Origin of the sequence: Cellulomonas cellasea, assembly GCF_006538745.1 — a bacterium.
Taxonomy (GTDB): Bacteria; Actinomycetota; Actinomycetes; order Actinomycetales; family Cellulomonadaceae; genus Cellulomonas_A; species Cellulomonas_A cellasea.
On record NZ_BJLR01000038.1, the window covers coordinates 1 to 13,672 of the forward strand.

The following is a 13,672-nucleotide window of genomic DNA, read 5'->3' on the forward strand; positions in this document are numbered from 1 at the left end:
CCCCGCCGAGCCAGCCGTGGCTCGAGCCCGACGTGAACGACCTGCTCACGGAGCGCGCCGCGCAGGGCATGCGCTCGGTCGTGCTCTCGCCGATCGGGTTCATCTCGGACCACATGGAGGTCGCGTTCGACCTCGACACCGAGGCGCTCGAGACCGCCGCCGAGCTCGGTGTGACGGCCGTGCGCGCCGACACCGTCGGGGTGCGCGCGGCGTTCGTCGAGGGCCTCGTCGACCTCGTGGTCGAGCGCGCGGCGGTGGAGCGCGGCGAGGACGTCGAGCGGCTCGTCGTCGGCGGGCTCGACCCGTGGCCCGACGTGTGCCGGCCGGGGTGCTGCCGCCTGCGCGCCGGCGAGGACAACGGGGTGCCCGCGGCCTGCGGGTCGGACCCCGTCGATGGCACGACCGCCCCGCAGACCGCAGGAGAGCAGCGATGAGCGCCGGACCCACGACGCCGGACGCCGGCGCGCCCGACGCGGCGGCGCAGGGGACGCACGGGGCCGAGGCCGCGCAGGGGGCGCACGGGCACCACGAGGGCGGCCACGCCCCCGAGGTCGCCGAGGCGGTCAACGGCGCGATCCGGTACGCGATGTTCTCGGTGTTCGCGCTCGAGCAGCCGCTGCCCGAGGACCACGACGAGCGCACGCTCCTCGTCGCCGAGGCCGAGGCCGCCGTGCGCGGCGAGGGCCCGACGCCCGCGATCGGCGACCTCGTGGTGCGTGGCTGGTACGACGTCGCGGGCCTGCGGGCCGACGCCGACCTCATGGTCTGGTGGCACGGCGACTCGGTCGAGTCCGTGCAGGGCGCCTACCAGCGGTTCCGCGCGAGCGCGCTCGGCCGGCACCTGCTGCCCGTGTGGTCCGTCGTCGCGCTGCACCGCCCCGCCGAGTTCAACCGTGGCCACGTGCCGGCGTTCCTCGCGGGGGAGGACCCGCGCGACTACCTGTGCGTCTACCCGTTCGTCCGCTCCTACGAGTGGTACGTGCTGCCCGACGACGAGCGCCGCGAGATGCTGATCGAGCACGGCCGTGCGGCCAAGGACTACGCCGACGTGCGCGCCAACACGCTCGCCGCGTTCGCGCTCGGGGACTACGAGTGGATCCTCGCGTTCGAGGCCGACGAGCTGCACCGCATCGTCGACCTCATGCGCGAGCTCCGCGCGACGCAGGCCCGCCGGCACGTGCGCGAGGAGGTCCCGTTCTACACGGGCCCGCGCGTGCTGCTCGCCGACTGGGCGGAGCGCCAGCCGCGCGAGTGAGCGCGGGCGGGCTCCGCGGCTCGCCCCGGGGTCCTGACGGCTCCGCGGTGGCGTGCCATGATCGGCACGTGACCGGAGCCGTGCACCTGACCGCAGCGCCGTGGCAGTTCGTCGACGTCGCGGGGGAGCCCCTCGGCGCCGTCCCGGAGCGCTCGCGCCCCGCGCTGACCTTCGAGTCCGACGGGCAGGTCTACGGGACGGGCGGCGTCAACCGGCTGCGCTCGACGTACCGCCTCGAGGACGGCGTCCTGCGCTTCGGGACGGTCGTGAGCACGCGCATGGCCGGCACGCCCGAGCACACGCAGCGCGAGGAGGCCGTGCTGGCGCTGCTCGCCGGGGACGTGCGGGTCCGCGCGGAGCACGCGGCAGCCGGCGGCGCCGGCCCCGCCGCGGCGCACGACGGCGTGGGCAACACGGCCGCCGTCGAGGGGGTCGTGCTGGTGCTGTCCGACCCCCAGGGCCGCGAGTCGCGCCTCGTGCCCGTCACCCGCGTCCCGGACGCCCCGCACGCGCCCGCCGAGCCGGAGCCCGGCGCCCCGCGCTGAGGCCCACCCGGGACCGCCCGCGGACCGTGCCCTCGGGCCGGCCCGGGGCGGCGACGCGGGACCTGTCGCTCTCGCGGAAGGTCCCTGCGGTCGCGCGCGCCGAGGCCCTCGGGCCGGGGCGTCAGTGTGCCGCCGGCGCCCCGGCCCGCACGTCGGCCTCGGCCCACAGCGGGGCGAGCGCCTCGAGCGTCGCGATCCGCGTCGCCACGTCGTGGGTCGTCGCCGTGAGCAGGAGCTCGTCGGCGCCCGTGCGCGCGACCAGGTCGCCGAGCTCGGCGACCGCGCGCTCGGGGGTCGTCGCGATCTGGGTCCCGGGCAGCTGGGCGAGGAGCTCCGCCGTGCCCGGGTCGAGGTCGGCGAGCATGCGCTGCGCGTCGTCGGGCGACACGATCGGCGCGAGCGGCCGGGGGCTGCGCAGGCTCAGGGCCATGACGCGGCTCGGGCCGGCGAGCCAGCGCGCCTCCTCCTCGGTGTCGGCGACGATCACCGACGCGGACACCATGAGGCGCGGCTGCGCGAGCACGGACGACGGCCGGAACGTGCTGCGGTAGGCCGCGGCGGCCTGGTGCGTGCGGCCGGTCGAGAAGTGGTGCGCATAGCTGAACGGCAGCCCGAGCTCCGCGGCGAGCTGCGCGCTGAACAGGCTCGACCCGAGCAGCCACGCCTCGGGCGCCGACGTGGGCGCGGGCGTCGCGGTCAGGCGGGCGGCACGGGCCGACGGCGGGTGCCCCTCGGGTCCGCTGCCGAGCAGGGCGAGCACGTCGATGAGCTCGAGGGGGAAGTCCTCGGCGCCCAGACCCTCGACCGTGCGGCGCAGCGCCGCCGCCGTGCGCGGGTCCGCCCCCGGCGCACGACCGATGCCGAGGTCGATGCGCCCGGGGTGGAGCGCCTCGAGCATCGCGAACTGCTCCGCGACGACGAGCGCGGGGTGGTTGGGCAGCATGACCCCGCCGGAGCCGACCCGGATGCGCTCGGTCGCCGCCGCGAGGTGCGCGAGCAGCACGGCCGGCGAGGTCGAGGCGACGGCGGGCATCGCGTGGTGCTCCGCGACCCAGAACCGGGCGAACCCGAGCGCGTCGGCGCGGCGCGCGAGCTCGGTGGTCGCGAGCAGCGCGTCACGCGAGGACGCGCCGGCGGCGACGGGGGAGAGGTCGAGGACGGACAGCGGGATCGAGGAGGTCACCTCGGGGCAACGCGCGTGCGGCGCGGAGGCTTCCCGCGGGCGGTCAGGACGTGGGCGAGGTCACGCCCGGGTCGGCGCCGATGCGGGCCGCCACCGCGGAGGGCAGCGGGTAGGGCCGCTCGACCGGCAGCGCCGCGGTGGCCGCGTCGACGTCGCCGTCCAGGAGCAGGCCGCGGACGCGCCGGACCGTCGGCGTGACGTCGGTGATGCCGGTGACCCACTCGTCGACGTAGCGGTCCACGGCCGAGCCCGAGAGGCCGACCTGGAGGCTGCGCCATGGGAGCGGCGCGAGGGTGAGCGAGCGCTCGGGGTCCCACTGCACGCGCACCGGGCTCTGCCGGACCTGCTCCCGCCACGCGGCGTGGTCGGCGTGCACGCGCGGGTCGGCGTGGCTCAGCGCCGCCTCGGCGAGCGCCTCCTCGAACCCGGCGCGGGTGATCCGCACGGCGAGGACGCGCTCCTGACCCGGCTTCGTCGCCCATCCGCAGCGGTACATCATCCAGAGGAACGACGGCTTGACCCACGTCATGCGGCCGCGCCGGAAGGGCGTCACGAACGTCCCCGCCGCGAGGGCGGGCTCGGCGATCTCCGGCGCGTAGGCCTGGTAGACGACGAGCGTCGTGTCGTCCGCGTCGGCCCGCACCTGACGCGCCGGCGGGTCCTGCGCGGGGGCGGTCGGCGGCGTGGCGCCGGTCGTCGATCGGGGCGCGGGCGCGCTGGGCACGGTCACCTTCTCGGGCTCGTCGTCGCGCACGGTGCTCGCGCGCAGGCGCAGGCTACGGGGCCCGGCGCGCGGCGTGCACCGGGATTCCGGGGCTCGGCACCCCGTCGAGGACGCCGCGCGTCGGCGCGCCGCGCCCGGGTCGCGGCGGACGCCCGGCGGCGCCCGCCGCGGACCACGTCAGGGGTACAGCCCGCGGATCTGGTGCGCCTCGGCCACCCGGCGCACGCCGATCGTGAGCGCGGCGTCCCGCAGCGAGAGCCCCTCGTGGCGCGCGGTGCGGGCCACGGCCTCGTACGCGCTGACCATGCGGCCCTCGAGGCGCTCCTCGATCTCGCGCTCGGTCCACCAGTACGCCTGGTTCGCCTGGACCCACTCGAAGTAGGAGACGACGACGCCGCCGGCGTTCGCGAGGATGTCGGGCACGACGATCACGCCGCGCTCGGCGAGCAGCTCGTCACCGCGCTGCGTCGTCGGGCCGTTGGCCGCCTCGACCACCCAGCGCGCCTTGACCGACGGGGCCGTCCGGGCGTCGAGCACCCCCTCGACCGCGGCGGGCACGAGCACGTCGACATCGAGGGCCAGCAGCGCGGTGTTGTCGATCGGCTCGGCGTCCTCGAAGCCCGTCACCGACCCCGTCGCCGCGACGTGCGCGAGGAGGGCGGGGACGTCGAGGCCGCTCGGGTCGTGCACGCCGCCGTACTCGTCGCTGACGGCGACCACGCGCGCGCCGCCCTCGGCGAAGAACCGGGTTGCGTGCGAGCCGACCTTGCCGAAGCCCTGGATCGCGACCGTGACCTCGTTCATCCCGACGCCGGCCTCCTCGAGCGCCGCCCGCGCGGCGTGCACGACGCCGCGGGACGTCGCGGTCGCGCGGCCCAGCGAACCCCCGACGGCGAGCGGCTTGCCGGTCGTGACCGCGGGGATCGTGTACCCGCGGTTGACGGAGTACGTGTCCATGACCCACGCCATGGTGCGCTCGTCGGTCCCGATGTCGGGCGCCATGATGTCCCGCTCGGGGCCGATCATCGGCATGATCTCGCTGGTGTAGCGCCGGGTCACGCGCTCGAGCTCGGTGGCGGAGTACCGCCGCGGGTCGATCGTCACGCCGCCCTTGGCGCCGCCGTACGGGAGCTCGACGACCGCGCACTTCCAGGTCATGAGCATCGCGAGCGCGCGCACCTCGTCGGGGTCGACGCTCGCGGCGTAGCGCAGGCCGCCCTTGCCGGGCCCGCGCGAGATGTTGTGCTGGACGCGGTAGCCGGTGAACAGCTCCGTCGTGCCGTCGTCGCGGCGCAGCGGGACGGCGACGGTGATCTCGCGCCGGGGGGTTGCGAGCATCTGGTGCAGGCCGTTGTCGTAGCCGAGGATGTCGACGGCCTTCGCGAGCTGCGCGCGGGCCGTCTCGAGCGGCCGCGTGCGCGCCGGTGCGCCGTCGGGCGGCGTGCTCGTGCCGGCTGCGGGGGAGCCCGGGGTCACCGGGGCGTCGGGGCCGGTGGACGTCGACGGCTGGGTGTCCGTCATGGTCGGGTGCCTCCTGGGGTCAGGGGTCGCGACGTGGCACGGCGGGTTCGTCGCGCCACGCCCCACCATACCACCCGGCGTGCGCGTGCGCCGGGGTCCGCGCCGTCAGCTCGAGCGCCCGGGGCCGTACTCGAAGTGCCAGTACTCGGGGTACGCGGCGTCGGCGCGCACGCGCGCGGGGGCGTACCAGCCGTACGTCGGGCCGTTCGCCACGAGCCACTCGTAGCGCGGGGTCCCGAAGCCGTATACGTCGGGCCACTCCTGGACGTCCAACGCGATCCCGAGGCCGTGGCTCGACGTGCCGGGCCTCGCCGCGAGGGGGCCGAGCGCCTGCTTCATCGCGACCTGGTCCTCGTACGAGCGGTAGGTCAGGTCCATCGCGATCGACTCGCCGAACGTCGCACGGAACGCCGCCTCGAGCTCGGTGAGCGCCTCCGCGGCGTCGCAGCGCAGGTACTGCGCGTAGCCGAGCTGGTCGGTGCCCCACGGGATCCGGCACATCGCCGACATCGGCAGGTTGCCGTTCGACCCGTCGCCGTCGGCCGTCGGCACGGACGTGACCCACAGGACGTTCCCCGCGGCGTCGACGGGACGACCGCCGGCGGCGGGTGCGGGCTCGTCCGCCGGGGCTGCCGGGGCCGTCGGGCGCGCCGTCGCCGTCGGTGCGGCGCGTGCCGCGGCCTCCGCTGCCGCCGCCTCCCACTCGGACTGCGCCGCGGCGACGGTCGCGCTCGCGGCGTCGACCGCGTCGGCGGCCGCGAGGATCGACGCGCTCGTCGCGGCGCCCTGCGGTGCGGCGGCGACCTGCGCGCGGAGCGCGTCGAGCGCGGACTGCAGCGCGCTGCGGACCGCCTCGTCGGCGACCCTGCCCGCGGACGCGTCGAGCACCGCCTGGGCGGCGGCGTCCCGCGGCGCGACCGAGGTGGCGGTCGCCGCGAGCTCGCGGGCCTGCGCCTGACCCTGCCGGGCGGCGTGCACGACGCCGGACTCCCGGACGGCGCGCTCGCGCGCGACGTCGGCCGCGACCTGGGCGGCCGCGACCGCGCGCGCCTCGTCGGCACGTGCGGCCGCGGCGCGGTCGGCGCGCACCTGCGTCACGCCGAGCGCGACCAGCAGGACCACGACGAGCGCGCCGAGGGCGATCACGAGCGGACGCCGTCGGCCGCCCAGGGTGGGGGTCATCGGTCGGCGGTCGCCCCGAGCCCGTCGATCCGCGCGACCTCGTCCGGCGTCAGGCCGAAGCCGAGCACGTCGAGGTTCGTCGCGAGCCGCTGCCGGTTCGTCGACTTCGGGATCACCACGACCTCGTGCTCGAGGTGCCAGCGCAGCACGACCTGCGCGGGCGTCACGCCGTGCGCCTCCGCGATCGCGACGAGCGTCGGGTCCTCGAGGCTCGTGCGCTTGAACGGGCTGTACCCCTCGACGCGCACGCCGCGCTCCGCGTGGGCCGCGAGCAGGTCTGCGTCGAAGTCCGACGGGCTCCACGGGATCTGGTTGATCGCCGGGGCCTCGCCCGTCGCCGCGATGAGCTCGTCGATCTGGGCGATCGAGTAGTTCGACACCCCGATCGCCCGGGTCAGGCCCTCGTCGCGCGCGGCGATGAACGCCTCCCACGTCGACGGGGTCGCCTCGCCGTTCGGGGGCCAGTGCACGAGCCACAGGTCGAGGTGGTCGGTGCCGAGCTCGGCGAGCGACTCCATCAGGGTCTGCCGCTCGCGGCCCGCGTGGTCGGGCGGCAGCTTCGTCGTCACGAAGATGTCGTCGCGGTCGTTCCCGCGCGTCGCGAGCGCGCGGCCGACCTGCGCCTGGTTGCCGTAGCCGGTCGCGGTGTCGATGTGCCGGTAGCCGAGCTCGAGCGCCGCGACGACCGCGAGCTCGGCCTCGGATCCCTCGGACTGCCAGGTCCCCAGGCCGAGGAGCGGGATGTCGGCGCCCTTGAGCGCGAGCGTGGGCATCTGTGCCGTCGTCATCGGTCCATGATGGGCCAGCGTCCGCGGCGGGTCGACCGCTGCGTCCGGTCTGCGGCGCACGACCTCGCCGGGGAGGGCGTCCCGGCAGGCCCGCGCGCGGCGCGGCGCCGGGCCTTCGCGCGGCGCGACGACGGGCCCACCGCCGCTCGACGCCGGGCGGTCACGCGCGCGGCGCTGCGGACGGGGACCGGCGGCGGAACTGCGCGGGCGTCTCGCCGGTGAGCCGGCCGAACGTCCGGGTGAACGCCGCCTGGTCGTAGAACCCGGCGCGGGCGGCGACGTCGGCGAGCGGGACGTCCGTCGTGGTCAGCAGCGCCGCGGCGTGGTCGATCCGGGCCCGCAGCACGAACTGCTGCGGCGAAAGCCCGAAGACCCGGCGCATGCGGCGCTCGAGGGTCGACGGCGAGCACCCGGCGGCGCGCGCGAGGTCCGCGACGGCGACGGGCTCGGTGAGCCGCTCCTCGACGAGCGCGACGACGCGCGACAGCGACCGGACCGCGACGTCGCCGGTGTCGGCGGTGCGCAGGTCCTGCGAGATGCTCACGAGCCCGACGACCTCGCCGCCGTCGCGCACCGGCAGCTTCGACGTGACGTACCAGCCGGGCTCCCCGCCGGCTCGGCGCACGAGCTCGAGCAGGTGCCGCAGGGGCCGGCCCGTGCCCAGCACGTGCGCGTCCTGCGCGGTGTAGTGCTGCGCGAGCTCGGGGATGAACAGGTCCTCGGCGCGCCGGCCCAGCACCGCGCGGCGCGAGCGCTCGCTCGTGCGGGCCACGAACACCGGGTTGACCGCGGCGTAGCGGCCGTCGGTGTCCTTGGCGCAGAACATCGTGCCGGAGAGCTCGTCCATCAGCGCGAGCATCGCCGGGCTGAGCGCGTCGAGCAGGCGACGGCTCTGCGGCGTGGGCCCGGACGCCGGAGCGGCGGTCGGGCGCGGGCGGTCGGGTTCGGCGGTCATGGCTCTTCGGAGGCTACAAGCGCGGCGCACGTCGGGCGTGACGCGGGGGTGACGCCCACGCGGCGCCCGCACGCGGCAGGGACGTGGCCGCAGGGACGCAGCCGCAGGTCAGGGCCCGCGTGGCCCCGACCGGCACAGCGCGTCACGCAGCGTGCCGGATCACGACAAGACGCCGGGCCACCCCCAGCCGCACGATGAGGGGATGGACGCCACGCCGCAGGACCTGGTCGACGACGCGCTCGAGCTCGCGGACCGCTGGGCGCTCGCCGGGGTGCACGGCGAGACCGAGCAGGAGCGCCGCACGAGCGGCCGGCTCGCCGCGCTGGTCTCCGACCCCGCGGGCCTCGAGCTCGCGGTGCGGTTCGTGGACCGGGTCGCGCGGCCCGACGACGTGCACGTCGCGGCGCGCGAGCTCGCGGGCCTCACCCGGTACACGTCGGCGGCGGGCGGGTTCCTCGGGCCGGTCGACCGGGCGATGCTCGCGGTCGGCGCCCGCGTCGCCCCGGTGCTGCCCGCGGTCGTCGTCCCCGCCGCGCGGTACCGCCTGCGCCAGCTCGTCGGGCACCTCGTCGCCGACGCGGGTCCGGGTCTCGGGGCGCACATCGCCCGAGCACGCGCCGACGGGTTCCGCCTCAACCTCAACCTGCTCGGGGAGGCCGTGCTCGGCGAGCAGGAGGCTGCGAGCCGGCTGAAGCGCGTGCGCGCGCTCGTCGAGCGGCCCGACGTCGACTACGTGTCGGTCAAGGTCTCCGCCGTCGCGAGCCAGCTCTCGACGTGGGACACCGCGGGCAGCCGCGACCGCGTCGTCGACCGCCTGCGCCCGCTGTACCGCGCGGCCGCGACCCACGGGACCTTTCTCAACCTCGACATGGAGGAGTACCGCGACCTCGCGCTCACCGTGCAGGTCTTCGAGCAGCTCGTGATGGAGCCCGAGCTGCTCGACGCCGAGTGGGGCATCGTGCTGCAGGCGTACCTGCCGGACGCGGTCGCCGCGCTCGACGAGCTCACCGAGATCGCCCGGCGCCGCGCGCTCGCCGGCGGGGCGCGCATCAAGGTCCGCCTCGTCAAGGGCGCGAACCTCGCGATGGAGAAGGTCGAGGCCGAGCTGCACGACTGGGTGCAGGCGCCCTACCGCAGCAAGCCCGAGGTCGACGCGAACTACGTCCGGCTGCTCGACCGCGCGCTGCACGCCGAGCGCACGCGGCACGTGCGGATCGGGCTCGCGAGCCACAACCTGTTCGACGTCGCGCTCGGGCACCGGCTCGCGCAGGAGCGCGGCGTCACCGAGGCGCTCGACGTCGAGATGCTCCAGGGCATGGCGCCGGCGCAGGCGCGCGCGGTGCGCGACGAGGTCGGGAACGTGCTGCTCTACACCCCCGTGGTTGCGGCCGAGGACTTCGACGTCGCGATCTCCTACCTCGTGCGCCGCCTCGAGGAGAACGCCGCGCCGCAGAACTTCCTGCACGCGATGTTCGCCCCCGCCGGCCCCGCAGCCGACCCGCTCGACGCCCAGCGCCGGGCGTTCCGCGACTCCGTGCACGCGTCGCAGGAGCCGACGACCCCGCCGCAGCGCCGCCCGCGACCCGAGCCGACCGAGCCCCGCGCCGGCGAGCCGTTCCGCAACGCCGCCGACACCGACCCGGCGGTCGCCGAGTCCCGTGCCTGGGCCGCCGAGCTGCTGGTCCGGGACGTCCCGGCGCCCGACGCCGTGCGCATCACGACCGTGCAGGACGTCGACGACGCCGTCGCGCGCGCCGAGGCCGTGCGCGAGCGCTGGGCGACGACCGCCCCCGCGGACCGCGCCCGGGTGCTGCGGCGCGCCGCGCTGCACCTCGAGCACGCCCGCGGGGACCTCGTCGCGACGATGGTGCAGGAGGCCGGCAAGACGGTCGCCGAGGCCGACCCCGAGGTCAGCGAGGCCGTCGACTTCGCCCGCTACTACGCCGACCGCGCGGAGGAGCTCGCGGACGGCGCTGTGCCCGGTGCGGTGTTCCGCCCGCGCGGCGTGACCGTCGTGACGCCGCCGTGGAACTTCCCGGTCGCGATCCCCGTGGGCTCGGTCCTCGCGGCGCTCGCCGCCGGGTCGCCCGTCCTGGTCAAGCCCGCCCCGCCGACCCCGCGCTGCGTGCAGGTCGCCATGGCGGCGGTGCAGCGGGCGATGGACGAGCTCGACGTGCCGCGCGACGTGCTCCAGGTCGTGCTCTCGCCCGAGGGCGACGTCGGCCGGCGGCTCGTGACGCACCCGTCGGTCGCGCGCGTGCTGCTCACCGGCTCGATCGAGACCGCCGAGCTGTTCGCGTCGTGGCGCGCCGACCTCGAGGTGCTCGCCGAGACGTCCGGCAAGAACGCGATCGTCGTGACGCCGTCGGCGGACGTGGACCTCGCGGTCGCCGACGTGGTGCGCTCCGCGTTCGGGCACGCCGGGCAGAAGTGCTCCGCGGCGTCGCTGCTGATCCTCGTCGGGTCCGCCGGGACGTCGGACCGCCTCCGCCGCCAGCTCGCGGACGCGGTCACGTCGCTGCGCGTGGGTCCCGCGACGGACCTCGCGACGACCGTCGGACCGCTGACGGAGCCCGCGTCCGGGAAGCTGCTGCACGCGCTGACGACCCTCGACGCGGGGGAGCGGTGGCTCGTGCAGCCGCGCCGCCTCGACGACGAGGGCCGGCTGTGGACCCCCGGCGTCAAGCACGGCGTCGCGCCCGGCTCCGCGTTCCACACGACCGAGGTCTTCGGCCCCGTGCTCGGGGTGCTGCGCGTCGCGACGCTCGACGAGGCGATCGAGGTGCAGAACGCCGTCGCGTTCGGGCTCACCGGCGGGCTGCACTCGCTCGACGAGGACGAGATCGCGACGTGGCTCGACCGCGTCGAGGTCGGCAACGCGTACGTCAACCGGCACATCACCGGCGCCATCGTGCAGCGCCAGCCCTTCGGCGGCTGGAAGGCCTCCGTCGTCGGGCCGGGCGCCAAGGCCGGCGGGCCGCACTACGTCGCGCAGCTCGGCGACTGGGCTGACGCGCCCGACGTGCCGTCCGATGACGCGGGGTGGCTCGCCTGGGCCGAGGAGGACGACGCCCGGTGGTGGGCCGACGAGCTGTCGGTCGAGCACGACCCGAGCGGCCTGAGCGTCGAGGCGAACCTGCTGCGCTACCGGCCCGTCGAGCACCTCACGGTGCGCGTGGGCACGGGTGCGCGGGACCGCGACCTCGCGCGGGTGCTCGCGGCGGCGCGGCGCGCCGGGGTCCCGGTCGCGGTGAGCCGGGTCGCGGGCGAGGCAGACGAGGCGTTCGCCGCCCGGGTGCGCGACGGCGGCGTGACCGGGCGCATCCGGGTGGTCGGCGCCGCTCCGGGGCTGCGTGAGGCGGCCCGCACCCGGCTCGGCACCGTCACGGTGCTCGACGGGCCCGTGCTCGCGAGCGCCCGCCGGGAGCTGCTCACGGTCGTGCGCGAGCAGGCGGTGAGCCGCACGCTGCACCGCTTCGGCCACCTACCGGGCTCCGTCCCCGGGAGCGACGCGCACGCGGCGGGCTGACTGACGGGGGCGGCGAGAGACGGAGGCGGCGCGACGGGGGACTGCGGGCGGTCCGGCCTACCTCACGCCACGAGGTGGAACCCCGCGACCGCCGCCCCGACCCCGAGCACCAGGTGCGCGGCCACGTCCAGCACCGCCCGCAGCGTCCGGTGCTGACGCCACAGCTCGACGACGTCGAGGCTGAACGTCGAGAACGTCGTCAGCCCGCCCGCGAAGCCGGCGCCGAGCACGGTGCCCCAGCCCGCGTCGAGCGTGCCGCGCAGGACGAGCGCCGCGACGATGCCGAGCACGACCGACCCGACGACGTTGACCGTGAGCGTGGCCCACGGGAACGTCGCACGCCCGAGCCCGCGGCGTCGCCGGTCGCGCGCGCGCACGAGCTCGGCGGCGTACCGCAGCTGCGCACCGAGGCCCGCGCCGACACCGACCCCGAGCGCGACCCAGAGGCTCACGGCGCACCCCCCGCGCCGGTGTCCGCCGCCGGCGGCGTCCGGGCGGGCAGCCTCGCACCCAGCGCCACCCCCGCAGCGGCCGCGACGACCCCGCCGACGAGGGACACCACGAGGTAGCCCGCCGCGGTGCCCACGTGCCCGTCCGTGGCCAGGACGTCGAGGGCGTGCGCGTACGCCGAGAAGGTCGTGTACCCGCCGAGCACCCCGGTGCCGAGCGCCGGCCGGACCCACGCGGGTGCGAGCCGGCGGCCCACGACGCCCGCGACGAGCAGCCCGAGCAGGAACGAGCCGGTGACGTTGATCGACCACGTCGTCCACGGGACGGCTCCCGGCGCCTCCGGGAACGCGGAGGTCAGCGCGTAGCGCCCGAGGCCACCGACCGCGCCCCCGACGCCCACGAGGGCGAACGACAGGCGCAGGCTCACGCGGAGGCGCGGATCACGAGCTCCGGTGCGAAGATAGCGGCTCTCCGCCGATGACGGACCCCTGGAGCTGTTCGAGCAGCCGCACGCCGGCCGCCCGCGCCATGGCCACGACCGGCTGGATCACGGTCGTGAGCGGCGGGTTCGTCGACATCGACACCCCGAGGTTGTCGTAGCCGACGACCGCGATGTCTCCGGGCACGTCGCGCCCGAGCTCGGCGAGCACGCCCAGCGCACCGGCCGCCATCAGGTCCGACGCGACGAACAGCGCGTCGAGGTCGGGGTGCGCCTCGAGCAGCCGCCGCGCGCTCGCGGCACCCGACGCGATCGTGAAGTCGCCGTGCACGACGGCGTTCTCGGGGAGACCCGCGCCGCGCACGGCCTCGCGCCAGCCCGCGAGCCGGTCGATGCCGGCGGACATGTCGAGCGGCCCGGCGATGGTGCCGATCCGGCGCCGGCCCAGGTCGATGAGGTGCTGCGTCGCGATCCGGCCGCCGGCGACGTTGTCGGTGTCCACGTACTGGGTGTCGCCCTCGTCGGAGAGCGGGCGGCCGACGAAGACGTTCGGCAGGCGCGACTGCTGCAGCGCCCGGTCGAGCTCGTCGTCCCGGTGGTGCGAGACGACGATCGCGCCGTCGACGTGGCCGTTGCGCAGGTAGCGGATGGTGCGGGCGCTGTCGCCCGGGCGCGCGATGACGAGGACGAGCTGGAGCTCGGAGTCGGCGAGCGCGGTGCTCAGGCCGTTCAGGGTCCCCGCGAAGAACGGGTCCGACAGGATGCGCTCGTCGGGCTCGGGGACCACCAGCGCGATCGAGTCGGTGCGCTTCGTGACGAGCGAGCGGGCCGCACGGTTCGGGGTGTAGCCGAGGTCCGCGACGGCGGCCTCGACGGATGCCTGCGCCTCGGGGGAGACGCGGAGCCCGCCGTTGATGGCGCGCGACGCGGTCGAGCGGGAGACCCCGGCCCTCTCGGCGACCTGCTCGAGAGTGGGTGCAGGAGGGCGCCCGACGTCGTTCCGGAACGTGGTGTTGTCGACCACCATTGGTCGTCGTCCCCTCGTGAGGCTGCGGTAGCAGCGTGCTGCGCGGCGTGCTGTCAGCCGCGCGGGGGCGATGG

General features: G+C 76.4%; 12 protein-coding genes and 1 pseudogene. 4 read left to right on the forward strand and 9 right to left on the reverse strand.

Translation table 11 applies throughout. The annotated features are described in order from the left end of the window. The 3 genes from CCE01nite_RS19340 to CCE01nite_RS19350 form a co-directional block, all read left to right on the forward strand. Positions 1 to 434 (forward strand): ferrochelatase (locus CCE01nite_RS19340; protein WP_174774718.1); only part of this gene is annotated, 434 nt, incomplete at its 5' end. 152 nt (positions 435 to 586) lie between these two features. Next, positions 587 to 1,255, forward strand: coding sequence for a hydrogen peroxide-dependent heme synthase (hemQ, locus tag CCE01nite_RS19345; protein WP_246056763.1), 669 nt, complete (start codon positions 587 to 589; stop codon positions 1,253 to 1,255). A 68-nt stretch (positions 1,256 to 1,323) separates the two neighbouring features. Next, complete coding sequence (locus tag CCE01nite_RS19350; protein WP_170223998.1) at positions 1,324 to 1,800, forward strand: META domain-containing protein; 477 nt, start codon at positions 1,324 to 1,326, stop codon at positions 1,798 to 1,800. A gap of 121 nt (positions 1,801 to 1,921) precedes the next feature. Here the strand turns inward: CCE01nite_RS19350 and CCE01nite_RS19355 are convergent, their stop codons facing one another. From CCE01nite_RS19355 to CCE01nite_RS19380, 6 genes are all read right to left on the reverse strand, one after another. After that, a complete protein-coding gene (locus CCE01nite_RS19355; RefSeq protein ID WP_141372878.1) occupies positions 1,922 to 2,983 on the reverse strand; it encodes an LLM class flavin-dependent oxidoreductase in 1,062 nt (353 codons plus the stop codon). Between the two features lie 43 nt (positions 2,984 to 3,026). Then, positions 3,027 to 3,707, reverse strand: coding sequence for a DUF4291 domain-containing protein (locus tag CCE01nite_RS19360; protein ID WP_141372879.1), 681 nt, complete (start codon positions 3,705 to 3,707; stop codon positions 3,027 to 3,029). A 177-nt stretch (positions 3,708 to 3,884) separates the two neighbouring features. Next, a complete protein-coding gene (locus CCE01nite_RS19365) occupies positions 3,885 to 5,228 on the reverse strand; it encodes a Glu/Leu/Phe/Val family dehydrogenase (protein ID WP_141372880.1) in 1,344 nt (447 codons plus the stop codon). Between the two features lie 105 nt (positions 5,229 to 5,333). Beyond that, positions 5,334 to 6,410: a M15 family metallopeptidase gene (locus CCE01nite_RS19370; protein ID WP_141372881.1), complete on the reverse strand. Its 1,077-nt coding sequence runs from the start codon at positions 6,408 to 6,410 to the stop codon at positions 5,334 to 5,336. After that, a complete protein-coding gene (locus tag CCE01nite_RS19375) occupies positions 6,407 to 7,198 on the reverse strand; it encodes an aldo/keto reductase (protein ID WP_034632651.1) in 792 nt (263 codons plus the stop codon). Before CCE01nite_RS19375 ends, CCE01nite_RS19370 begins: the two co-directional genes overlap by 4 nt. A gap of 160 nt (positions 7,199 to 7,358) precedes the next feature. Next, the gene (locus CCE01nite_RS19380) at positions 7,359 to 8,153 is read right to left on the reverse strand and encodes an AraC family transcriptional regulator (RefSeq protein WP_246056761.1); all 795 of its coding nucleotides are present in this window, start codon (positions 8,151 to 8,153) and stop codon (positions 7,359 to 7,361) included. A 202-nt stretch (positions 8,154 to 8,355) separates the two neighbouring features. On the opposite strand from CCE01nite_RS19380, the gene CCE01nite_RS19385 reads away from it, so the two are divergent. After that, a complete protein-coding gene (locus CCE01nite_RS19385; protein WP_034632653.1) occupies positions 8,356 to 11,682 on the forward strand; it encodes a bifunctional proline dehydrogenase/L-glutamate gamma-semialdehyde dehydrogenase in 3,327 nt (1,108 codons plus the stop codon). Between the two features lie 62 nt (positions 11,683 to 11,744). On the opposite strand, the gene crcB is transcribed toward CCE01nite_RS19385, so the two are convergent. The 3 genes and pseudogenes from crcB to CCE01nite_RS19400 form a co-directional block, all read right to left on the reverse strand. Further along, a complete protein-coding gene (crcB, locus tag CCE01nite_RS19390) occupies positions 11,745 to 12,134 on the reverse strand; it encodes a fluoride efflux transporter CrcB (protein ID WP_034632657.1) in 390 nt (129 codons plus the stop codon). After that, a complete protein-coding gene (locus CCE01nite_RS19395) occupies positions 12,131 to 12,559 on the reverse strand; it encodes a fluoride efflux transporter FluC (protein WP_052104305.1) in 429 nt (142 codons plus the stop codon). Before CCE01nite_RS19395 ends, crcB begins: the two co-directional genes overlap by 4 nt. Continuing rightward, positions 12,556 to 13,598: pseudogene (locus CCE01nite_RS19400) on the reverse strand (LacI family DNA-binding transcriptional regulator). The gene CCE01nite_RS19395 and the pseudogene CCE01nite_RS19400 overlap by 4 nt, the downstream one beginning before the upstream one ends. Between the last annotated feature and the right edge of the window lie 74 nt (positions 13,599 to 13,672).